A 23,743-nucleotide genomic window follows, 5' to 3' on the forward strand; every position below is an offset into this window, starting at 1 on the left:
TCAATGGATTATGCCATATTTGCACTGTTTTTTAAGTATTGCATAAATAATGGCACGGGACGACCCGTTGCAGCTTTATCTTGACCTGAAATCCATGCTGTACCAGCGATGTCTAAATGCGCCCATGCTTGACCTTCTTCTATAAAGCGCGACAAGAAACAGGCGGCAGTCACAGCGCCAGCGCCTTTACCACCAATATTTTGAATATCAGCGATAGGTGAGTCGATCTGCGTTTGATACTCGTCATCCATTGGCATATGCCAGATAAGATCACCTGATAAATGACTGGCGTTTTCTAATTCAAATAACACGTCTTCGTCATTACTAAAGACCGCTGAACGCACGTGACCCAATGCAACCACACAAGCACCGGTCAAGGTTGCAACATCGATGATGGCTTTTGGCTGATAATACTTTTGTACGTAGCATAAGGTATCGCACAAGACTAAACGACCCTCAGCGTCGGTATTTAGGATTTCAACCGACTTACCGTTCATGGCTCTGATGATATCACCAGGACGCGTCGCCTCACCTGATGGCATATTTTCAGCACAAGCCAGCGCACCAACAACATTGATCGGCAGGCGCGCCTCACATAATGCTTTTAGGGTACCAAGGACCGCAGCGGAGCCGCCCATATCAAATTTCATCTCATCCATCGCCGCACCCGGCTTGATTGAAATACCACCTGAATCAAAGGTGACGCCTTTTCCGACCAGTACGATAGGTGCATCATTGTTTGTACTTTGGGCATTGTCTTCGTTATTTGGGTCAGAATTTTTAGCAGCTTTTTTACTAGCAGCTTTAGTTGGCAGTTTATCAGCCAATGCTTTTAGACCGCCAGCTACTTTTGCGCTGTTGGTAGTAGCTTTGCTTGTATCTGCCAACACATTAAAATTAGACTGACCACGGTATTCCATGAGCACCAGCTTACCTTCTTTAGTAGAACCTTGTGCCACCGATAAAAAGCAGTTCATACCCAATGCTGACATCTCTTTTTCACCCAATACGGTGACTTTTAATAGGTCAGGATAGGTGGCTGCCAATTGCTGTGCTTGCTCGGCCATATACGCTGGGAAACAGATATTACCCGGTTCATTGGCGACGTCACGGGTCAAGCTTTGACCGCTAAAGACGGCTTGTGCAAAGTCTAACGAACCTGCTAAAGCTGGCTCTGCCAGTAAGTAGATATCGGTTAAAACGGGCGTTTGCTGCTCAGATTTGTATTTATCAAAACGATAGCTTGCTGCCAGTAGACTTAAGGCAAATTGACCAAACTGAGGCTCTTCTAAGCTATCCCCTAATGCCACAGTAATAGAGTCGACACGTTTTTGAGTGCTCTTATAAATGGTATTGGCAATTTTTTCTAGGACACTAGGGCGCAATTTATCAAGATTGCCCACACCGACTAATAATAGCTGTACGGGATTTTCTTTGGTGGTTTTTTTATCACCAGCCAATGCATAGTCAGCGACGGTTTCGCATGCTTTACCGTTAAAGTGAGAGACCTCAATCAATTGCTCGATACGGGTTTGATAATCGTTCAATACCGACTCAGCTAAGATGTTTTTCTTATCGTCGACTAAAACGACAAGACAGGCTGCGTCTTTACTTTTGGCTTCTTTTTTGAGGATTTTTTGTGTATGGGTCTTTGGTAAGCGCTGCGTTAATTGAATATTCATATAATTATCCTTATTAGAATGATGACAATACAGGGTCTGTCAAAACAGTTTATCCTGCTAAATCAGTGAGCTTATCGTGTTATTAGAGCTGTGGCAGTAGTGTAGCATATCGTTTGACACCTGAGCAGTGAGCAAGGTATAGGTAATGTTTTCAAACACATTTCACCGTCATTTTTTACCAAAATATGCTAGCATTATCGGTTATAGTAAACACGGCTTGTTGCCTAAGCGCGCTCGGTCTTTATTACGTTTTATATAGGATTGACAGGGGGATTTATGTCAGTCTTTTTATCTTGATTTTGTCTTTATACAGTCAACTTTTACTGACTCAAATTCTTTATAAGAATGCGATAACTCGCATCCATGCTAACCGCTAAGAGTGCCTATTGTGATATTACGCCGCTATATGACCCAACAAGTTGCCTCAACGACCGCATTGGTCTTGGGGTTTTTAGTGGTGATGATGCTCGGCGGTCGCTTGATCCGCTATTTTGGTATCGCAGCTGAAGGCAACTTGGACATCGGACTGCTGTTTACCATCATTGGCTATAACTTGCCTTATTTCTTAGAGCTTATTCTGCCATTGGCATTTTTTATCGCTCTTATGCTGGTGTTTGGTCGCCTATATGTTGACCAAGAAATGGCGGTCATTAATGCCAGTGGTGTGTCGCGAGGTCGGCTTGGGCGCTTGATGACGCCATTAATTTTGGCATTGTTCGTTGGAGAGGCGGCGTTATCTATCGTCGGTAAACCATGGGGGGTGCGTTCGTCCGAAAGTGTTTGGCAGCAGCAAGCATTGACCAGCGCCTTTGATTTGATTCGCCCCAATCAGTTTATCAGCAGTGGCAATTATCATCTGTATGTGGGCAGTTTGAGTGATGATAAACGACAATTGCAAGATGTGATACTGATCCAAAGTGAGCCTGAAAAAAAGGGCGGCGTAGCGAGCAATAATACTGCTAACAGTAGTGCTATGAATGTTGAAAATAACATCGATGCTAAAACTGCTGAGCAGCTTAATATTCCAGAATTGCCCGTAGCCTTGGCCAATAACACCGATATTAGTAAAGACACCATCACGCTTGCCAAACGTGCTGAACAAGTAGATACCGGCAATAGCGGCGTCACGCAATTGGATTTATTCCAAGGTCGCCGTTATGAAGTCGGGGCTGGCAGCTTAAAATACAATCAAGTGGGTTTTGATCGTTACCGTATTACGTTGACCGAATCCTCTAAAGAGGTCATTACTGAAGACAATATCGAGACGCAAGCGATTGGACCATTGTGGCAAGCGGCGACTGGCAATACGCAAGTGGGCAGCAATAACGCCATGCGTGCGGCGCAGGGCGAGCTTGGTTATCGTTTAGCGCTACCTTGGCTGATGATTATCGCGCCGATGCTCGCCGTACCACTGGCGCAAGTACGTCCGCGTCAAGGTCGCTGGCTGCGTCTGTTTCCTTCTATTTTATTGTTTGTCAGCTGCGCGCTCGGTATCATCTCACTCAAAAATGCGGTTGCTAAAGGCAGCGTTAGTGTCTGGGCATACGCATGGCTGATTTTAGGGTTTATGGCATTGGCACTGTATATGAATTGGGGCAGCCGCGTGCAGCATCGATTGCGTTTTCGCAAGCCAGAGCAGGAGTCCTTAACGGCTGCTGACCGTCAAAACAGCGGCTCACAAGGAGGGCAGTTCTAATGCGCTCTTTATTTAAAAAATCTCCAGCGAGCGATAATTTGGCTGCAAAACCGACTAACCTTAAAGTACTCAGTCGCTACGTTAAGATAAATGCGTTATTAGCGATTATCGCCGCCGTCATAGGATTGTGGGCATTACAGCTGATATTCTCTTATTTATCCGAGCTTGATTCGCTAGATGATAGTTATACGATGGGGGAGGCAATCCGATATATCTTTTATCGCTCACCCTATTTCTTAGAGCAATTTGTTCCGACGGGTGCCTTATTGGGTGCGGTCGTCGGTTTAGGATTACTGGCCAATAATAGCGAGCTGGTCGTCATGCGCGCATCCGGTATCAGTGTTTATCGAATCGTCAGCTGGGTATTGCAGCCCGCCATGATTTTTGTAGTATTGGCACTATTCATTAATCAGTTTGTATTGCCGCATTCCAATCAATTGGCAAATGAGATTAATAGTGAGGATAACAGCTCATTGGTGACCTCGGTACGCGGCTATTGGACAGTGCAGCCGCGCTTTGATGTGACAACAGACGGCAAGACAACCGCGGATGGCAGTGATATCTTGTATATCGATTATGCTGACGTCAAAGGTAATATCGGTCAGGTAAAGCGTTGGCACTTGGACAATAAAGGTAATCTGCAAACGGCGATTCATGCTGAGGGCGGTAAATACATCGGGCGTGAGGCGCTTGCGACCGCCAGTAGCAAGCCAAGTGAGCAATATCGCTATGAGTGGCAGCTGAACAATATGACCAAGCTTATGATTGGTCAGGGCTTTGAAAGTAGTCAGGCCATATCGCCGACAGACACTTTGAGTTTACCGTTTGCCCCTGAGTCTGTGTATCTGCTTACGCGTCAAGCTGAGGATTTATCGCTTACCCAGCTATATGAACACCGTTTATTTATGCGGCAACAAGGCACTCGCTCTTTGAGTCACGAGCTGGCATTTTGGCAAAAGCTATTATCACCCTTGTCTATCTTGTCATTAGTGATTGTCGCCTGCTCGTTTGTCTTTGGCTCATTGCGTACGCACAGTCTCGGCTTACGTATCGTCGTGGCATTATTGTTTGGGCTGCTATTTAGTTATGTGCAGGATTTGGTTGGTTTTGTCTCGCTGGCGACGGGCTTTTCGCCACTACTGATGGTGATATTACCAATCATTGCCAGTGCAGCTTTGGGTGGCTATTTACTGAAACGGCAAATGTAAATGACAATGTTTGGGCATAAAAAAGCACGCTAAATCATCAAGGTTTAGCGTGCTTTTTATTTATCTGATTCTAGGCATTAATCTTTGGTCGCCATAGTAATGGTATAGGTTTTACCTTGTTTTACTTTTTCGCTATTACCAAAGACTTCGGTAAATGAGCGTTTCATAAATTGACGTAAACCATTAATCGTCACCACGTAAAAGCGGCCACCTTGACGCATACGCGCATGAGCGTCAAGGAAATACAGGTAATGCTGCTCTTTGCCTACCTTAGCTGGCAAGTTCGACATCACAAGGCTAAAGTCTTTATCCTTTGCCACATGATTAAAACCATTTGATAAATGCACATCGACATTGTTTAGAGCGTTTTTCTCACAGTTACGGCGTGCATATTCTACTGCCATAAAGTCTTTATCAATCAAAGTATGCTGACCATTAGGACATTCGCGCGCTGCTGCCATACCGAGTACGCCGTAGCCACAGCCTAAATCGATCGAGTCATCATCATTTTGGAAATCCACATAATCGAGCAGCATCAAGCTACCGTCATCGAGCTTTTGCGGTGAAAAAATACCCCACGTGGTCGCAAAATCAAACGGCTTGCCAAGTATGTCCTCCGTAAAATGAATATCTTCGCGCCAGTATTTGGCTTTTTCTAACAGATCGCTAGGGGGTCTATGGCTCATGGCATTCTCAGATTATGGATAAGTAAAGGTTAGTAGGCTATCGGACAAAACAGCGCCTACATTATGATGAGTATTGTAACGAGAAAAGAGGCGGTTTGCAGCTATGTATTACGAGAAATTGTGCGTGAGATAGAAGAAGAATGCGTTAAAAACAGCCGCTGTTCTATATTTGCTTGGTTAATTCATTTACGCATTTATATCGTAAACGCTATAGCTTACTTATCGAAGCTATGAAATACTAATAAAGTTAACCAAATGGTCAACTATTTATCATGATGCTTTTTTGATATGAATCAATATGGCTATGCTAGACGCTGAGCCAGCTCACTCAGTGTAAATCCACCAAGTTTTACCGAACAAGCTGTACCGAACGAACTGTACTTAACACGCTTTACTTAATTAGAAAGGATGCTTAAATATGAAGTCTAAAATCAAAACGAAAATAAACCCAGCACAAGAAACATTTATTCATATCGTGCACAGCCAGCGTATTAAGCCACTTAAGAAACAACCGGGGGTCAAATGTGTGGAAGCAGTAAAAACCATCGATAAAGCTTATCTGGCTGAGCTATCTGGTTGTGATGAATATGTGTCGATTGCTTTTTGTTATAAAAACTATAATGAAGAGACCAAGCCTCGGCTTAGCGAAAATGAGAGCTGTGCGGTGATTAGTGTGGCTAAAGCTAAAGAGCTATTGAATACCACAGAATTGGCAGAAGAAGCACTATCTGCTGTCAGTATTATTCTATTTAGCGCTGTATCACAGACGTTTGGTGGCTTCTTAACAGATGGGGAAACCAGTAAGCGTTATGTGCTATCAAAAGGGACAGAGTATGCAGGCTTGTCCTCATTATCATTGTAAAAATATCACTAAGATGACGTCTCTATTAAGCAAAAAAACGGCAGTATTATTATATTGCCGTTTTTTTGCTTGAATTGATAAGTGTTATATTGGTAATCATATCTCGCCTACCAGTAAGCTAACCTCGTGGATGATGCTCGGCATGGAGCTTTTGCAATCTCGCCGTCGCCACATGGGTATATATCTGCGTCGTCGATAAATCACTATGCCCTAATAACAACTGTACGCTTCGTAAATCGGCACCGTGATTGAGTAAATGGGTAGCAAAGGCATGGCGTAAGGTATGGGGTGACAGCTCTTTGTCAATACTGGCCACCTTGGCATATTTCTTGAGTAAATACCAAAAGTTCTGCCGGGTCATATAGCCGCCTTGAGCGGTTAAAAACACCGCTTGGCAATTCCCTGCTTTTAAATGCGCGATCAAATCACCACGCCCATGCGTCAAGTAATCTTCAAGCGCATCTGCTGCATATTCCCCTAAAGGTACTAAACGGGTTTTATTGCCTTTCCCTGTGATTTGTAGCCAGCCTGAGTTTAGATTTACTTGCTCAAGAGACAAGTTTACCAGTTCACTGACGCGCAAACCGCAAGCGTAGAGAACCTCTAACATGGCTTTATCACGTAAGCCAAGCGCCGTACCCGTATCAGGTGCCGCCAGTAAATTATCAATATCCGTCTCGCTCAAATCTTTTGGCAGTGGACGACCAAGTTTTGGGCTTTTAATGCGCTCACAAGGGTTGTCTTCACGCAGGTTACTGGCAATCATCCACAGATAAAACTGCCGCAAACTTGAAAGCATGCGTGCTTGCGTACGTGGCGTTTTGCCATCTTGAGTAAGTATAGATAGGCAGTGCAGCACATCATCAGGCTGCCAACGCGTTAAGGCGGCGTGATTGGTTAATTCGCAGGCGCGCAAATCACGCACATAGGCGTTACGCGTCCGCGTTGCCAAACCGCGAGCGAGCATTGCTTGACGAAATTCTGTCATATAAGCCGGTTCATTATCTACGGCCAGTGCTTTTGGTTGGCGCTGCTGTACGGCACGGTCGCGGCTCATAAGAATACTCGCTAAGGGTATAAGAAAGTCCAAATTGATATAGACGATTTTTTATATAAAGCTGACCAATAAGGGATAAAATTTTGCCTGTGCAAAGGCACCTTTACCCTTTAAGGATTGATAAGTACTAAACACCATAGCGAGGTGATCTCAGCATTGCGCGCCGCAAATAGGGGGTCAGTATCGTCTTGGCTACGACCATGTTTAGGTTGGGTATCGAGTCGATATTTGACTGCTAAACCAGCATCATTAATCCAGCCTAATAATTCATCGCGGCTGCGCAGCTGCAAATGCTCCGCCAAATCCGACAGAATCAACCACACTTCCCCTTGCTCCGCTAAATGCTGCTTTGCACCTTGCAAAAACCCACGTAGCATCGCGCTATTGGCATCATATACGGCAAACTCTAATGGCGAGGTTGGCTTGGCGGGCAACCAAGGTGGATTACAGACCAGTAGATTCGCCAGTGGCGCATCAGTTGGATACAAGTCCGCTTGCTGTAATTGTATGGTATCTAGCTCGTGACGCATAAAGTTGTCGCTTGCGCAGGCGAGCGCTCGCGGATTTAGGTCCGTTGCAATCACTTGCTTTACACCGCGCTGCGCTAAGATAATTGCCAGTAAACCGGTACCAGTGCCAATATCAAAGGCAACGTCATAAACGGCTGGCAACGGTGCATCGAGCAACAGCTGCACATACTCATGACGGGTTGGTGCAAAAACACCATAATGCGGAAAAATTGATAGACCCAAATTTTCGATTGCCACGCCTTTTACACGCCACCCTGCGGCACCTAAGGCACCTTGGAGGTCACGAAATGAGAGTAAGCATGACTCATTTAGCTCACCAAACGCGGCGGTACAAGCAGCACTGACATCAGGGGCGCGGCGTAACTGGCTGACGTAACCCGCATCCAGCTCCAATAATAAACGACTGAGTAAGCGTGAACGCTGAGATTGGACTTGGCGCTGCTGATGAAACAAATTAGGGATAGCTTTAGAGGACGCCAAAGTTTCATCGTTAGATTTGGCAGGCTTAGCAGATTTATTAGCGGCTGTATTAATTTTACGCTGCTCAGAGCGCTCATTGGCACGGTCAATGCGCCGCGTGATGGCTTGCAGTAGTTGCTTTGCATTATTAAAATCACCGCGCCATAGCATCGAGGTGCCAGCACAAGCCAAGCGATAAGCCTCATCGGCTGTCGTTTTGTCATCGACCACAACAATACGCGCAGGCGGCGCATGATTGCTTTGCGACAACCAGCGAGCTTGATGTGTCGTTTCGTTCTCAAACCACTGCACGTACTGTATTTCTGTTGCTAACACGCGACCTGCCTTTTAAATATGAATAATGTATGTTCTATCATGCAGAAATATTGTTGCATGATGTGCTGCGCTAGGCGCTCTTTTTCTTAACTAAATAACGATAGGTGGGCACATCGTTTAGCGTTTCTTGATAAATAAGGGTATGCCCCAAATGGCGGCAGAAATTGGGAATATCACGGGTAGTAGCAGGGTCAGTGGCTAATACCTCAATCACCTCGCCGCCATCGGCTTTACGAATCGTCTTATGTAGCATCATAACTGGCTCGGGACAAATAAGTCCTTGAGTATCCAGGTGATGATTAATATGTGTGTCTAATATTGAAGTCGTCATATTGTATTTTATAAACCTAATAGATAAGTTTGATAGCTAAATGTTGGTTTGTAACTGATTTTATCAAGGCGTATCAGTTGTATCATCGTTCTCATTAATTTCAGCGTTGTAAGCGTTTTTATTATGCTCAGGTAAGTCAGCTAGGTCCAAAAAATTAAAGAAGCGTTTAAAACTGACTTTAAATAAAAATGCCACACCGAGCCACGATGCCAATCCTAACCAAGCCGTATCGGCAAATAACAGCCCGCCGAGCAGAATAATACTTGAGACACCAATGGTCATGATCACCATCGAGGTTTGATTGAGACGATAGCGGTAGATGATAAAAGCATTATATAGCGTCAGTGGGATGGTCAGCGCCACCAAAGCATAAGGCAAGTTATAAAATAGCTGATACAGTATTTGATTGTCATGAAAGGCTTTGATACTGGCAATGGTGCCAAAAACCATAAAAGCGATGATAGCGGCATAGATGAGATAGACGGCTATTTGATTGACACGTTGAGCGCCTTTGATACGCGCAATAGCAAGCGGTGCAAAACCATGTCGCGAGCTAGTTTGCAAAGAGTGGTTTGAGACAGTGGTCATAATAAGCGGTCATATATTGGTTTAAAGTGATGCTATAGCAAAAATCAGCAGCGTTTTTAATCTTCTCTGATGGCGTCGATGGCAACACTGCTATTAGGATCAGCAAAATAGGTCGACATAAGAATACAAGCAGAGATGTCATCAATCGGATCGCGCTCATGTTGGATCCAACCGTTTTCCCATGCGATCTCACGCGCGGCGACCGATGTTAGGCGCTCATCACATAAAGATACGATAACTGGTAAATGCTGCTCCATGATTCTATGTGCTAGACGACGGGCAAATTTATGTGCGCGTTTTGACAGCATGGAGCTGCTACCGTCCATATTTAGCGGCAGTCCGACCACTACCTTTGCCACGCCCCAGACTTTGATAATGCCGAGTAAGTTATCCCAATCAGGTTGTCCATTATTCATCGCCAAGATATCAAAGGCACGCGCCGTTTCTGTCAAGCTATTACCGAGTGCCATACCCATTTTTTTAACCCCATAATCTAAGGCTAAGATAAGATGCGGCTTAAGTGTAGGTTCAGCAGCGCTAGTATCGGTACTATCTTCTATAAAAGTGCTATCTACCATAATAAGGGGGATTTCCTGTTTTTATTGCTGTATGCGCTAAGCATGACCAATATCGCTGCTTAAATAATCAAAATTAACCCCAATCTTATCGGCGGCCATTTGCCAACGATTCTCAAATGGCGTATCAAACAATAAGTTCAAATCAGCAGGGCAGACCAGCCAGTCGCCGTTAGCAAGCTCACGATCAAGCTGCTTTTTACCCCAGCTGGCATGACCCAAACAGAGCTGATAATGACCAACGCCTTGACCGGCTGCAATACGTTTGAGGATATCTTGGCTGGTGGTGATGCAGACATTTTCTGAGATGGCAAAAGACGATGCCCATTCTGGCTGACCTGTATGCAGCACAAAACCGACTTCAGGGTACATAGGCCCACCCTCTAGTGCCAGATCTTCCATCACTTGTGCGTCTGTGACCTCAATATCCAGATCTTCGAGTAACTTGCCCACTCGAGATTGCTCCAAAGGGCGATTAACCATGAGACCAAGGGCGCCATGTTTATCATGACGACAGATATAAATCAGCGCCTGCTCAAACCGTGGGTCTGACAGCTCAGGCGCCGCGATCAAAAAATGGTGGGTCAAATTGGCTTTGGACATAGAGACAAACGCAACCTGCTAATAAGGGTGGGAGACCACTATATGGCGATAATGAATAAAAAATCAACTAAAGCAAGGATTTAGTCATGAAGAGGTATGTATGGCGATCAATCAAGAATCATCTCACATCACTCAATAAACTGCGAGCATGCTCACGGGTGACGTCGGTGATGATCACACCACCAGACATACGTGCCAGCTCATCTACTTGCGCGCTATCGGTCAAGATCACAAGCTCACTCTCAGTCTGCTCGTCATGGTGTTTTTGTACCAAGATATGCTGATGCGCTTGCGCTGCGACTTGGGCTTGATGCGTAATGGCGAGCAATTGCTGCGTTTGACCAAGGGCGCGCAACAACTCACCGACCACTTGAGCGGTGCCGCCACTGATACCAACATCGACTTCGTCAAAGACCAGCATCGGTTTTGCCGCATTATTATCGGCATTGGTCGCTTGCAAGACCTGCATCACCAGCGCCATCCGTGATAGCTCACCACCTGAGGCAATTTTATGCAGCGGCTGCATCGGCATACCGACGTTGGCGCTAAATAATAAATCGATATCATAACAGCCTTGCCCATTATATTGGCTGATATCCGTCTTTTTAGTAAAAACGAATTCACAGCGTGCATTCGGTAGGGCAAGCGGCTGTAGTTGCTCAATCAGCTGTTTACTGACAATAGGCGCAGCCTTGTTACGGGCTTTATTAAGCTCATTGGCAAGCTTAAGATATTCTTGCCATGCTTGCTCAATTTGCGCCGCCATGGCATCACTGCTTGGCTCGTTTGCTAATTGTTCTAATTGTGCTTCCCAGATTTTTGCTTCTTCAATCAAATCATTGGCGGGCAAGCTATGTTTGCGTGATAAGCGATGACCTAAACTGATTAAGCTGTCTAATGACTGCAAACGCTCAGGGTCAGGCAGTTGCTGCTCAGCATAATCCGATAGTAAGCCTGTCACTTCAGTAATTTGCTGCTGCGCCAAATGCAGCTGCTCTGAGGCTTGCTCAAAGGTTTGGCTGACGCTCATCTGATTATCACACAGCTTAATTGCTTGCCCAAGCAAGGTCATTACATCCGGCTCATCCGTATCATTGTCAAGCAAATGCAGACCATGACTGGCCTCAATCATTAGCGCTTCAATATTGGACAGCTCTTCATGCTCCGCTTCAACTTCGGCATAATCAACGCCTAATAATGGTGCGATATCGGCAAGTTGGCTTTGCAACAGTTGGATGCGATCTTGGCGCTGCGCTTCACGACTTGCCAAATCATCAGCGCGGCGTTTAAGCTGCTGATAATGTTGATAGCTAGTTGCCGTTTGGGCCGCCAGTGGCGTTATTTGTGCCATAGCATCTAACCATTGCACCACAAATTGCGGCTTTAATAACGCCTGCTGCGCATGCTGGCTATGGATATTGACCAGTAATGCGCCCAAACTCTTAAGCTCTGCCAAGCTGACAGGTGTGCCATTTAACCACGCCTTTGAGCGTCCTGTATTACTAAGCTGGCGGCGAATCAATACTTCTGGCTCTTCTAACGCCCGCTCATTTTTGGCAAACCACTCAGCGATGACGGGATTGTTTTCTACATCAAATTGCGCGTAGATATCGGCCTGCACCGCGCCATGTCTGACCATTGCACTGTCTGCGCGCTCACCGACACATAAAGACAGCGCATCAAGCAATAGTGACTTGCCAGCCCCCGTCTCCCCAGTAATGACATTGAAGCCTTCAGCCATACTTAGCTCGTGCTGAGCGATCAATGCAAACTGATGTAAAGTTAATGATACTAGCATCAACGCCTCTCATGACAGACAACAACCCTTAAAAACGATGTAATATCGTACAATAAGATTATCTCTACAATAGATTAAATAAAGGAATAAATCGGTTCAGTTCATACCGCAGCATCGTAAATGCAGTTGGCAAATAGTATGGTGGCAAATCGCCTTAAATACAAATCTTAAAGGTAATCAATGACATCAAGCAATGCCCATCACAATAAGCGGAACTTTCATGGCGCTGTAACAAACTTTATAGATATAATGTGGTAGCATAATCTCACATAATGATAAACTCTTACCACCAGATTTTGATAGATAGTAGGATAACTGTCATCTATACAGTTGCTTAATTTTAATTTGGTTTTTTAGTTGGCAATAATTATTTGATAAGGAAGCCACTATGACAGCGGCGCAATTTACTAACGTAACAGTCAATGCTCAAGCGACGATATCTTATGATGGTCGTTGCTCAAGCCATACCATTATGTTTGAGGACGGTCGTCATAAAACATTAGGTATCATCTTGCCTTGTGACAATTTGGTTGAGCACTATCACTTTAGTACCAATACCTCTGAACGTATTGAGATTACTAGCGGTGAGTGCGAAGTCAAAATAAACGGTGAAGAAGAATTCAGCTACTACCGTGCAGGACAGTCATTTGTGGTCGAAGGGAATAGTGGCTTTAACTTGCGCACAGAAGAGATCGTCCAGTATATCTGCCACTTAGAAGGCTAATATGCCTTAAAGTGCGATTAGATAATTGATATTGATAACGCCAAACAGCTAATGTTTCAAAAGAGATAAATCTTAACAGATTTATTTCTTTTTTTTGCTGACATTATTTAGATGAAGCAGAGCATTAATTGCTACAATTACAGACCTCTATTTTTATCGCGGGTTTTTTATCAACAGTGCGATACTCACTCTATAATCAATAGGCCTATTATGGCAAAACCTACCTACTTTTATGGCATTCATGCGATTGATGCCTTACTCGAATACCGTCCTTTAGACGGTCTTAGCTTATTTGTACAACAAGGACGCGAGACTGATAGCCATGTGCAAGCGATCATGGCACAAGCACGTGATAATGGTATTAGTATTCAACCAACTCAAAAAGACAAGCTTACTCAGCTATGTGGTAGCCCGCAGCATCAAGGTGTGGTGCTAAATGCCCGTCCGTTGGGCTTTACTGATGAAGGTTTGTTAGAGACCCTTGCTGGGCGAGAGGATTGTTTGCTACTGGTATTGGATCAAATTACGGACGCCCATAACTTTGGCGCCTGTTTACGTACCGCAGTCGCCATGGGTGTAGATGCGGTTATTTGTCCAAAGCATCATGCGGCAAGTTTGACACCAACGGTGGCCAAAGTCTCTGTGGGCGCAGCTGAGATGATGCCAATAGTGAGCGTCACCAATCTGGCGCGGACATTGACAAAAATTAAAAACGCCGGTGTATTTGTTTTCGGTACGGCTCTCAATGAGGACGCTAAGCCAATCCATAGTGCAGATATGACGGGTAAGACTGCTATTATCATGGGTTCAGAGGGCGAGGGGATGCGTCGCCTGACTACAGAGAGCTGTGATGAGCTGGTTTATATTCCGATGTCAGGCAACGAGCATGGCAATTTACAAAGCTTAAATGTCAGTGTCGCGACTGGTATGGCTTTATATGAGATTAATCGCCAGCGAACTTTAGCTGCTGGGCAAGCTTAAGGTATTCTTGATGGAGCGGCTCTAGTTGTACATATAGCGCCGCAAGATCACTCTCATTTAATACCACATCATCTGCATGACGATTGCGCTCATCACGGCTCAATTGATTGACCATGATGGCTTTGATTTTTTGCACACTGAGTGCATCACGTTGGCTGGCACGTGCAAGCTGGGTTTCTTCTGTCGCATCCATCACCAAAATACGCTGGCATAGATTGGCAAGCCCTGCTTCTGCAGCTTCAATCAATAGCGGCGCCGACAATACCACATACGATGAGGTGCTCTCTGCCAATTGCTTCTTTGCAGCTTCACGTATCGCAGGATGGGTAATGGCTTCAAGCTCAATGAGCGCATCGGGATAAGTAAATACATGGGTTCGTACCGCGGCGCGATCCATGTCGCCATTGTCATTTAGTACCCAGTCACCAAATTTCCTTTTGATTTTACGTAGCGTTGAGCTGCCTTTGACCACCACCTCATGGGCAATGACATCAGCATCAATAATATCGATGCCTTGCTGTGCAAACCAGTCGCTGGCGGCTGACTTGCCGCTGCCGATACCACCCGTTAAACCCACGACCAATTTTTTAGTTTTATGCTCAGGCGTTTGCGGCTGATGCGAATAAGGCGAAGGTGCTGCTGCGTATTTTGACATAATGGTGACTTATCTGACTGATAGAAGAATGACGACAGTAATCAACACAAGGTTAAGATCACTGATTGAGAAATGCTAGTGCTTAAGTATACATGCCTAAATACCAATTAACGATATCTGAGCCGTATAACAACGCCACAATACCAGCAATAGCAATATAAGGACCAAAGGCAAAGGGCTTGCTCTCACCTTGTTTTTTCATCAAGATAATTCCAACGATGGAGCCAAGTAAAGATGACAAGAGAATAATCAATGGCAACATCATAGGTCCAAGCCAAGCACCCAGTACTGCCAATAACTTAAAGTCGCCTTGCCCCATACCATGCTTTTTGGTGATCAAATAAAATACTTTTACCACTATCCATAACGATAAAAAGCCCAATAATAAGCCCCATATCGACTGCGTGGGGGAGACAAACCAACCTTGCGAGTTTACCGCCAGTCCTAACCCTGCTAAGGGAAAAGTTAAACGGTCAGGTAGCAGCTGCGTATCAAAATCGATACCAGTTAAGGCGATGAGAGTCCAGACTAACACCAATGCCGACAGCCCGACCATGTTGACGCCAAACTGATAAATGATGCATGCAGATAGCAGCGCAGTGACCAATTCAACGATAGGATAGCGCAGCCCGATAGCAGCTTTGCAATCTGAACAACGTCCGCGTAGTAGCAGCCAGCTGATCAAAGGGAGGTTTTCATACCATTTAATTTTGTGGGCACAGTGTGGGCAGCGTGAAGCAGGATGGCTTAAGCTAATAGGTGTATCAGTACTGATAATATTGACCAGTGGCGTCGTATGCTCACGCGGCATATCCGCTTGCTCATACATAAACTGGCTACATTCTTGTCGCCAAGCTGATACCATCATCAGCGGAGTACGATGAATCACCACATTTAAGAAGCTACCAACGCAAAGTCCGAGTAAGGTGAAAAAGACTAACGCCAAAGTCATATTATCTTGTAATAACTGTATAAATTGCATGAACAAGCTGTCCTTTAATTAGCGTTTAGCCTACTACCGAGCCCATCTGGAAGATTGGCAAGTACATAGCAATGACTAGGCCACCAACTAATACACCTAAGACCGCCATAATCATCGGCTCCATTAAGCTGGTCAAGCCATCAACAGCGTTATCAACTTCATTTTCATAATAGACTGCCACTTTATCGAGCATCTCTTCTAAGCTACCAGATTCTTCGCCGATACCAACCATTTGAATCACAAGGCTTGGGAACAAATTGGTTGAGCGTATCGAAAACTGCAATTGTTGTCCGGTAGAAACGTCATTTTTGATTTGTTGAATAGCGTTATAAAACACCACGTTATTTGCCGCGCCGGCAGTTGAATCAAGCGCATCAATGAGGGGTACGCCGGCAGCAAAAGTGGTAGACAACGTACGAGCAAACCGCGCAATCACCGCTTGGTAGGCGATATTGCCAAATATTGGGGCTTTTAATACCGCACGGTCTAAAGCATCACGAAATTTCTTTGAGCGCTTTTTGGTTTCTGAAAAGCCAATAATAGCGCCGCCAATAAATACAATGAGGATGAACCACCATGCTTGCATCCACTCAGACATCCCGACGACCATTTGAGTGAAAGCAGGCAACTCTGCACCAAAGGAGCTAAATAAATCAGCAAACACGGGAACGACTTTTACAAGCAAAATGATAGTCACAATAATAGCAACCACAATGACTGCGATAGGATATTTCATGGCTTTTTTGATTTTAGCCTTGAGCAGCTCGCTCTTTTCTTTATAAGTTGCAACCCGCTCCAGCATGGTTTCTAACGCCCCTGACTGCTCACCAGAATCAACAAGCGAGCAAAAAAGGTCATCAAAATAGCGTGGATGGCGACGTAATGCCGATGCAAAAGTACCACCCGCTTCGATATCTCCTTTGATTTGTAACACCAAATCTTTCATACTTGGATTATCAAGAGAGTCAGCGACAATCTCAAAGGATTGGGTTAGTGGCACACCTGCTTTCATCATGGTTGCCAGCTGCCGCGCAAAAATAGCAATATCAATGGGCTTAATAGACTTTTTAAAGGTGTATAAGGGTTTTGGCTTTTTCTTGATACCTTTAACCGTAATACCTTGTTTGCGCAACGTGGCTTTGGCAAGCTCTAAGCTACGACTGGTCGTCTCACCTTTTACCTTTTGCCCGCGCCGGTTTACCCCATCATAGACAAAGTCTGACAGCATGTCGGTCTTAGCTTTTGCCATGTCCTTTCCTTCAAAAATGGTCCAATATAGATAATGCCTGCCATAAAACACAGTTAACCCATTGTTTTAAGCGGATATACTTTATTTTAGCGCAAAAAACCAGTGCCTATCTGTTTTATTTTTCCTACTACTTATTATTTGCTAGTAACTAAATATTAAATACTACAGACAATATGACATTTACTCAAAGTACGCTCTATAGCAACGCTTTTAAAAACGATATTATTCAGAGGTCACGCGCATCATTTCTTGGATACTGGTAACGCCTTGTAAAACCTTTAAGATGCCAGAACGACGTAAGTCTCTAAAACCATTTTTTAGCGCTGTATCTTTGATATCTATCGCGTTACCATCTTCCATGATGATTCGTGAGATATCTGGAGTGACTTTCATCACCTCATAAATGCCGACACGCCCTTTGTAGCCTTCACGGCAATCATTGCAACCGACTGGCTCGTAAATGATATTGTTTGTATCGTCTAAGTCAGCATCAGTAAAGCCAATCTCAAGCAGACTTTGACGCGGGATACTAATAGGCTTTTTACAGTTTTTGCATAAGCGCCGTGCCAATCGTTGGGCAATGACCAAATTCACAGAAGTGGCAATATTAAAGGAGGCGACCCCCATATTGCGTAATCGCGTCAACGTTTCGGGCGCTGAATTGGTATGTAAGGTTGAAAGCACCATATGCCCCGTTTGTGCAGCTTTAATGGCAATTTCAGCGGTTTCAAGGTCACGAATCTCACCAACCATCACAATATCAGGATCTTGACGTAAAAACGACTTAAGAGCGGTGGAGAAATTCAAACCCACTTTTGGATTGACATTGACTTGATTGATGCCTTCAAGGTTAATCTCAACGGGATCTTCAGCGGTTGAAATGTTAGTACTACCCGTATTTAAAATATTGATACCGGTGTAAAGCGAAACCGTTTTACCCGAACCAGTAGGACCGGTAATGAGCAACATGCCTTGCGGTTTATGTAGCGCTTCTAAAAACATCTCTTGTTGGTCAGGCTCATAGCCCAATGCCTCAATACCAAGCATAGCAGATGAAGGATCTAAGATACGCAAAACCAGCTTTTCGCCAAACAAGGTTGGCAGACAGCTTACCCGAAAATCAATGGCCTTATCTTTGGATATTTTAAGCTTAATACGTCCATCTTGAGGGACACGGCGCTCTGAGATATCCATTTGTGACATTACCTTTAGACGTGCGGCAATTTTCCCTGCCAGCTGCACGGGCGGATTGGCCATCTTTTGCATCACACCGTCGACTCGAAAGCGTACTCGATAGCTTTTTTCATAGGGCTCAAAATGTAAGTCGGATGCACCCATACGAATAGCATCAACCAGCATTTTATTGACAAATTTGACGACAGGGGCTTCTTCGACACCATCAGAGAGTTTGGTCTCACCGTCATCTTCTTCCTGATTCTCATCAAAGCCAATATTCAAATCACTATTAGAGAAGCTATCAAAATGCTGCATGCTATCGGCATAAAAGCTTTCGATACGCCTTTTAAGCTTGTCTTCTTCGACCACAACGGTTTCAATCGACAAGCGCGAGTTAAAGGCAATCGCATCGATTGCATCGATACGGGTCGGATCACTGAGTGCCACAAACAAGCGTTGCCCACGCTTAAACATGGGCAAGGCATTAAACTTACGCACGATTTTTTCATCGACCAAGTCTTTTGGGATAACGTCTGAGCTTAGGGCATCAAGATCGAATAAAGGATCACCAAACGCTTGTGATAGCATTTGCGCCAATTGATAGGCATTGGCAAGCTTATGCTCTACCAGATAAGAGACCAGTCCTATTTGCTGCTGCTGCGAATCCGTCTGCGCCGCTTTCATATGCGCCTCACTGACGATACCTTCGCTAATCAGCTGCTGTGCTAATCCACCGTATGCATTGGTTGTGATAGACATTAAGATTTCTCCTTGCTCGATATCTGGTAGGCGATATATTTACCTAAAATGTGGGCTTTTGATCATGCCCTTATTATCACCATTTTATCGTTGGTAGTTAAGCGAATGGTTAAAATGGTCATTTTAAATACAGGTTTGCGTTGTAGAAAAATTGATTGTTTGCACTGTATCCTATATTGAAAGAATCATATAGAGATTTACGTGAGCGCAAAGGTTTTATAGAGAGTCAGGCTATAGAGGCTTATCAAAATAAATATTTGGCGATCGTTATTAAAGCAACGGATGAACAGTCGGCTTTGATTTGGAACGGACGATACTATAGCACTTGTGAAATATTTGTTATACTTGCGCGCATATTAGCCATATTGGCAGCCATATATAAGATAAGGTAGAGAAGAATGCAAGCTTGGGTAATTGGAAATTGGAAGCAGAATCCAGCAACGAGCCATGAGGTTGATGTCCTACTTGATGATTTATGCGCTGCTATGAATACAGCCAAGCAGATTAGCCACGATAATTTCGCGCATTGTCAAATAATGGTAGCACCAAGCTTGATACATTTGGCAGCCGTGCAAGCTCGCCTAAAAGATACGCCAATCCTGTGTGCCGCTCAAGATATTAGCGCCCATAGTGCCAGTACAGGTGCCTATACAGGCGAATGTTCAGCGCAGCAGATTGCTGATGTTGGCGCAACTTGGACCATTCTTGGTCACTCAGAGCGCCGTCAGTATCATCAAGAATCTAACGATATCTTATTGCAAAAAATGACGCATGCATTGTCGCAAAAGTTAGGCGTGGTATTTTGCATCGGTGAAACCCAAGCACAATATGATGCCAAGCAAACACTGACAGTCCTCGATAACCAGTTAACGGTGGTCAAAGCCCTTATCGACCAGCAACCAGAACTGCTTGATACGCTATCGACTCGTCTTATTATTGCTTATGAGCCCGTATGGGCAATCGGCACGGGTAAGGTGCCAACTGTGTCAGAAGTCAGCGCCACTCATAAGCATATCAAACAAACGCTAGCAGAATTTGCCGATTCGCAAGCTAACATGACAGTTCTATATGGTGGTAGTGTTAACGCCGATAATGCCGATAGCTTTGCTGCTGATCCTATGATTGATGGTGCTTTGGTTGGCGGTGCTTCATTAAAGGCCGAGAGCTTTCTAACGATTGCCAGCGCTTTTGATAAATGAAGCAACTAATAGGCTCGTGGCAGATAAAATAAAGACGTGAGTCTATATTGTGATTGTCCTGCAAAAAATGTCTTTATCAGTTGGTAAAAGTGGGTTTAACAGTGCCCTTGCAATCATGTACAATACGCCCTATTTATATCATCAGTTTGGCGTCATTTGCCATTCAGTTTTATCACTATTAAACCACACGATTTATTTTTCGTTATCAGTCGTCATTACACGGCAAAAGAGGCCACCATGTTTACGTTTATATTAGCCCTGCATATTATTGTGGCGATTGCCATGATTGGCTTGATTTTGATACAGCATGGTAAAGGGGCAGATGCAGGGGCTTCTTTTGGTGCTGGCTCATCGGGTACAGTATTTGGTGCCGCGGGCACGGCCAACTTCTTAACGCGCGCGACAGCGGTATTGACCGCAATCTTTTTTATCACCAGTATGACCCTTGCAGTCCATGCGCGTAAGCAGGCAGAAGATCAGTTCCGTCTAGATGCACCAGTGTCAGCACCACAAGCACCGCGTCCGTTGACACAAAATCCTCAGTAGTTGCTGTTACGCTGTTTTTTTAGGTAGGCAGCCCTTGCTATTTGAAAGCGTTACATTTACAATGCTTTCTCTGTTTTTACAAGTCTTAGACCTTTGATGCTTACCTTACGCATCTATTATAATGGGTTTTAAGACTATAGATAGAACAGTTAGCATAATGCGATTGTGGTGGAATTGGTAGACACGCCATCTTGAGGGGGTGGTGGCGCAAGCTGTGGGGGTTCAAGTCCCCCCAATCGCACCAAGTTTTAAAGCTGTACCGTATTAAGTGCGTCGTTCATAAGTAGTTAAGGTTTTAATTTAAATTTATTTTAAATAAAGATTGACACTACTATAAAACCTCCCTATAATACGCGTTCTAGATTGATGCGGGGTGGAGCAGTCTGGTAGCTCGTCGGGCTCATAACCCGAAGGTCGTTGGTTCAAATCCAGCCCCCGCTACCACTTTTTATACTGATGTTTTGCACGACTAAATTTGTCAGTAACGATTAGCCCACCATTATGCTTGTGGGTTTTTTTGTATCTGGCGGTCGCTGTAATCGCGATATCTATCCTACTTATGCTAAGCTCTATGTCTATAGAGTGCGGTACCATTTATAGAAGCTTGTCATCACCTGTCATGCAGGGTGCGATGATACTTAAGCAAACTATCTTTTATTCCTCACTCTTTTATCGATAGTACTGCTTTATAAGTAATAAAAGCATGGTTCGGCTGAGCTTGATATTTGTAAAGCTTACCCTGATATAAATACCCAGTAGATATCATTTGTGTTTATACTTTAGGCATAAGACCATCACTGCGGCTTAAATGACGATAGGTTCTTATTAAATCATCATGAAGAAAAACTTCAGTAGGATTTATTAAGTAAGATAGATAAGTAAATAGGAAAAGATAAACAGATTATGAAGCTTTCTACTAAAGTTACAGAATTGACCAATATTATCGCTCCTGCTGTCGCAGCTTGCGATGTGGCACTATGGGGTATAGAGTTTACCCCGCAGGGCAATCGCTCTTTGTTGCGCATCTATATTGAGGCATTACCAGAAGATCAAGCCCAAGATAAGCAAGTAACGATTGAGAACTGCGCTGCAGTAAATCATCAAGTGAGCGGTATTCTTGAGGTTCATGATCCGATCGCTGGTGAATTTATTTTAGAAGTATCGTCACCTGGTTTTGACCGTGCGTTCTTTTCAGATGAGCAAATGCATGGCTATGTTGGTCAAACCGTCAGTTTGCGCTTGATACAGGCGATCGGTGACGGTGACAAAAAACGCCGTAAAGCGACGGGTAGGTTAGATAGTATCGACGCCACCTCTTTAAGGCTGACCGCCACTGATGGTGAGCAGTTTGAGATAGCATTAAGCAATATCGATAAAGCCAACCTAATTTATGAAGATGCTTAATCTTTTGGTTATTAGACTGAGTTGTGTATAAGCATAGTTGGTCTAATGGCTGTTAATTAAGTTGATGGCTGATGGTGAAAATATAGAGTAAGTTAAAAATTATAAAATTTAAGTCAATTAAAAATGATAGGACAGGTATAGCATGAGTCGTGAAATCTTAACGGTAGTAGAAACTGTCAGTAACGAGAAGGGCTTAAATCCTGAAGATATCTTTGAAGCAATCGAAGATGCTTTGGTCGTCTCAACTAAGAAAAAAGTATATACCGATCAGCCGGAAGTAGAAGTGCGGGTGTCAATTGACCGTGCAACCGGCGATTATGATACTTATCGTTACTGGACAGTGGTTGCAGATGAAGACCATGAAATGCCTGCGTGTCAGCTTGCGATTACTGACCTTGACCAAGACGAATGGTCAATCGGTGATATTAAAGAAGAGCAGATCGAGTCGATTGAGTTTGGCCGTATTGCCGCAACGCAAGCCAAACAAGTTATCATCCAAAAGATTCGTGAAGCGGAGCGCAATCTAGTAGCAGATGCGTTTGAGCCACGTGTTGGCGAGATGATGTATGGCGAAGTCAAAAAACAAACCCGTGATGGTTATATCATTGATTTGGGTGACAACGCTGAAGGCTATCTGTCACGTGATCAGATGTTGCCACGTGAGCAGCTGCGTGCAAAGTCGCGTATCAATGCTATTTTATATCATGTAAATCGTGAAAATCGCGGTGCACAGTTATTGTTGTCACGTACTCATCCTGAGATGCTCTCAGCATTGATGCAAAAAGAAGTACCTGAGATTGCAGAACAAATTATCGAAATTCGTAACGTCGCTCGCTTACCGGGTACACGTGCTAAAATAGCGGTTAAGACCAACGATCATCGTATCGATCCGGTTGGCGCTTGTATCGGTATGCGTGGTACACGTATCCAAGCAGTACAGCAAGAGCTTGATGGCGAGCGTATTGATGTGGTGGTTTGGTCTGATGATCCTGCCCAGTTTATCATCAGCGCTTTAGAGCCAGCTGACGTAAGCAGTATCATTTTAGATGAAGATACGCAAACGGCTGATATTATCTTTAGCACCAATGATCAGTTGGCGCGTGCGATTGGCTCACAAGGTCAAAACGTGCGTTTGGCTTCTGAGCTGACCGGCTATAAGCTAAATATGATGCTAGAAGAAGAGTATCAGCAGCGTCAAGCAAACGAATCTAAAGCATTCATCGAATTATTTTATGAGCGCTTAGAAGTCGATAAAGACTTAGCACAAGCGCTTGTTGATATCGGTTTTACCAGTATTGAAGAAGTGGCTTATGTGCCAGTTGAGACTTTCTATGATATCGAAGGTTTAGACGACGAAGCGATTGATATGATTCAAGAGCGTGCCAAAGAAGTTGTCATCGCAGATGAGCTGGTCAAACAACAGAACATGAAAGAGCCAAGTCAAGAATTACAAGATCTTGAAGGAATGACGGTCAGTTGGGCTTATAAAATGGCACAAAAGGACATCATTACGGTTGATGACTTGGCAGAACAAGCCGTCTTTGATTTAGAAGATATCGAAGACTTAGATGCCGAAACCGCAGGAAAACTCATCATGAAAGCTCGGGAATCTTGGTTCAATGAATAAGCGGTAACTGCATATCGCTGTCTTTTGGTG

General features: G+C 44.3%; 22 protein-coding genes and 2 tRNA genes. 11 read left to right on the plus strand and 13 right to left on the minus strand.

Going from position 1 to position 23,743, the window contains the following annotated elements; translation table 11 throughout:
* Window positions 1-8: 8 nt before the first annotated feature.
* Complete coding sequence (locus tag ABYU67_RS01210) at window positions 9-1,682, minus strand: leucyl aminopeptidase (protein WP_372843177.1); 1,674 nt, start codon at window positions 1,680-1,682, stop codon at window positions 9-11.
* A 406-nt stretch (window positions 1,683-2,088) separates the two neighbouring features.
* Between ABYU67_RS01210 and lptF the strand changes: the two genes are divergently transcribed.
* Together lptF and lptG are read left to right on the plus strand one after the other, a co-directional pair.
* Complete coding sequence (gene lptF / locus ABYU67_RS01215; RefSeq protein ID WP_372843178.1) at window positions 2,089-3,378, plus strand: LPS export ABC transporter permease LptF; 1,290 nt, start codon at window positions 2,089-2,091, stop codon at window positions 3,376-3,378.
* Window positions 3,378-4,586, plus strand: a complete 1,209-nt coding sequence (gene lptG, locus ABYU67_RS01220) for an LPS export ABC transporter permease LptG (protein WP_372843179.1) — start codon at window positions 3,378-3,380, stop codon at window positions 4,584-4,586. The genes lptF and lptG overlap by 1 nt, the downstream gene beginning before the upstream one ends.
* A gap of 77 nt (window positions 4,587-4,663) precedes the next feature.
* Here the strand turns inward: lptG and ABYU67_RS01225 are convergent, their stop codons facing one another.
* Entirely contained in the window at window positions 4,664-5,272 is a 609-nt protein-coding gene (locus tag ABYU67_RS01225) for a class I SAM-dependent methyltransferase (RefSeq protein ID WP_372843180.1), read from the minus strand.
* A gap of 418 nt (window positions 5,273-5,690) precedes the next feature.
* Here ABYU67_RS01225 and ABYU67_RS01230 point away from each other — a divergent pair, with 418 nt between their 5' ends.
* Entirely contained in the window at window positions 5,691-6,134 is a 444-nt protein-coding gene (locus ABYU67_RS01230; protein WP_372843181.1) for a hypothetical protein, read from the plus strand.
* A gap of 118 nt (window positions 6,135-6,252) precedes the next feature.
* Here ABYU67_RS01230 and xerD read toward each other — a convergent pair whose 3' ends face one another.
* The 7 genes from xerD to recN form a co-directional block, all read right to left on the minus strand.
* Complete coding sequence (gene xerD, locus ABYU67_RS01235) at window positions 6,253-7,191, minus strand: site-specific tyrosine recombinase XerD (RefSeq protein WP_372843182.1); 939 nt, start codon at window positions 7,189-7,191, stop codon at window positions 6,253-6,255.
* Window positions 7,192-7,301: 110 nt separating this feature from the next.
* Window positions 7,302-8,516 (minus strand): methyltransferase, encoded by a 1,215-nt coding sequence (locus ABYU67_RS01240; protein WP_372843183.1) that lies wholly within the window; start codon window positions 8,514-8,516, stop codon window positions 7,302-7,304.
* Window positions 8,517-8,586: 70 nt separating this feature from the next.
* Window positions 8,587-8,847, minus strand: coding sequence for a sulfurtransferase TusA (tusA, locus tag ABYU67_RS01245; protein ID WP_372843184.1), 261 nt, complete (start codon window positions 8,845-8,847; stop codon window positions 8,587-8,589).
* 63 nt (window positions 8,848-8,910) lie between these two features.
* Window positions 8,911-9,435: a hypothetical protein gene (locus tag ABYU67_RS01250; protein WP_372843185.1), complete on the minus strand. Its 525-nt coding sequence runs from the start codon at window positions 9,433-9,435 to the stop codon at window positions 8,911-8,913.
* A gap of 56 nt (window positions 9,436-9,491) precedes the next feature.
* A complete protein-coding gene (gene ruvX / locus ABYU67_RS01255) occupies window positions 9,492-10,013 on the minus strand; it encodes a Holliday junction resolvase RuvX (protein ID WP_372843186.1) in 522 nt (173 codons plus the stop codon).
* Window positions 10,014-10,049: 36 nt separating this feature from the next.
* Window positions 10,050-10,613, minus strand: a complete 564-nt coding sequence (locus ABYU67_RS01260) for a YqgE/AlgH family protein (protein ID WP_372843187.1) — start codon at window positions 10,611-10,613, stop codon at window positions 10,050-10,052.
* A gap of 118 nt (window positions 10,614-10,731) precedes the next feature.
* Entirely contained in the window at window positions 10,732-12,411 is a 1,680-nt protein-coding gene (recN, locus tag ABYU67_RS01265; RefSeq protein WP_372843188.1) for a DNA repair protein RecN, read from the minus strand.
* Window positions 12,412-12,799: 388 nt separating this feature from the next.
* Between recN and ABYU67_RS01270 the strand changes: the two genes are divergently transcribed.
* Window positions 12,800-13,135, plus strand: a complete 336-nt coding sequence (locus ABYU67_RS01270) for a pyrimidine/purine nucleoside phosphorylase (protein ID WP_325243084.1) — start codon at window positions 12,800-12,802, stop codon at window positions 13,133-13,135.
* Window positions 13,136-13,345: 210 nt separating this feature from the next.
* Window positions 13,346-14,116 (plus strand): 23S rRNA (guanosine(2251)-2'-O)-methyltransferase RlmB, encoded by a 771-nt coding sequence (gene rlmB, locus ABYU67_RS01275; RefSeq protein WP_372843189.1) that lies wholly within the window; start codon window positions 13,346-13,348, stop codon window positions 14,114-14,116.
* On the opposite strand, the gene coaE is transcribed toward rlmB, so the two are convergent.
* From coaE to pilB, 4 genes are all read right to left on the minus strand, one after another.
* Window positions 14,079-14,771 (minus strand): dephospho-CoA kinase, encoded by a 693-nt coding sequence (gene coaE, locus ABYU67_RS01280; RefSeq protein ID WP_372843190.1) that lies wholly within the window; start codon window positions 14,769-14,771, stop codon window positions 14,079-14,081. The genes rlmB and coaE overlap by 38 nt on opposite strands.
* An 82-nt stretch (window positions 14,772-14,853) precedes the next feature.
* Entirely contained in the window at window positions 14,854-15,753 is a 900-nt protein-coding gene (locus ABYU67_RS01285; RefSeq protein ID WP_372843191.1) for an A24 family peptidase, read from the minus strand.
* Between the two features lie 25 nt (window positions 15,754-15,778).
* Complete coding sequence (locus tag ABYU67_RS01290; protein ID WP_372843192.1) at window positions 15,779-17,002, minus strand: type II secretion system F family protein; 1,224 nt, start codon at window positions 17,000-17,002, stop codon at window positions 15,779-15,781.
* A gap of 222 nt (window positions 17,003-17,224) precedes the next feature.
* Window positions 17,225-18,937: a type IV-A pilus assembly ATPase PilB gene (gene pilB, locus ABYU67_RS01295; protein ID WP_372843193.1), complete on the minus strand. Its 1,713-nt coding sequence runs from the start codon at window positions 18,935-18,937 to the stop codon at window positions 17,225-17,227.
* A 398-nt stretch (window positions 18,938-19,335) separates the two neighbouring features.
* Between pilB and tpiA the strand changes: the two genes are divergently transcribed.
* From tpiA to nusA, 6 genes are all read left to right on the plus strand, one after another.
* Entirely contained in the window at window positions 19,336-20,136 is an 801-nt protein-coding gene (gene tpiA / locus ABYU67_RS01300) for a triose-phosphate isomerase (RefSeq protein WP_372843194.1), read from the plus strand.
* Window positions 20,137-20,373: 237 nt separating this feature from the next.
* On the plus strand, window positions 20,374-20,682 hold the full coding sequence (gene secG, locus ABYU67_RS01305) for a preprotein translocase subunit SecG (protein WP_372843195.1): 309 nt from the start codon (window positions 20,374-20,376) through the stop codon (window positions 20,680-20,682).
* A 159-nt stretch (window positions 20,683-20,841) separates the two neighbouring features.
* Window positions 20,842-20,926, plus strand: a tRNA-Leu gene (locus ABYU67_RS01310).
* 123 nt (window positions 20,927-21,049) lie between these two features.
* Window positions 21,050-21,126 (plus strand) — tRNA-Met (locus ABYU67_RS01315).
* A 459-nt stretch (window positions 21,127-21,585) separates the two neighbouring features.
* Window positions 21,586-22,086: a ribosome maturation factor RimP gene (gene rimP / locus ABYU67_RS01320; protein ID WP_372843197.1), complete on the plus strand. Its 501-nt coding sequence runs from the start codon at window positions 21,586-21,588 to the stop codon at window positions 22,084-22,086.
* 142 nt (window positions 22,087-22,228) lie between these two features.
* A complete protein-coding gene (gene nusA / locus ABYU67_RS01325; protein ID WP_372843198.1) occupies window positions 22,229-23,713 on the plus strand; it encodes a transcription termination factor NusA in 1,485 nt (494 codons plus the stop codon).
* Window positions 23,714-23,743 lie beyond the last annotated feature (30 nt).

Origin of the sequence: Psychrobacter sp. (genome assembly GCF_041554015.1) — a bacterium.
Classification (GTDB): domain Bacteria; phylum Pseudomonadota; class Gammaproteobacteria; order Pseudomonadales; family Moraxellaceae; genus Psychrobacter.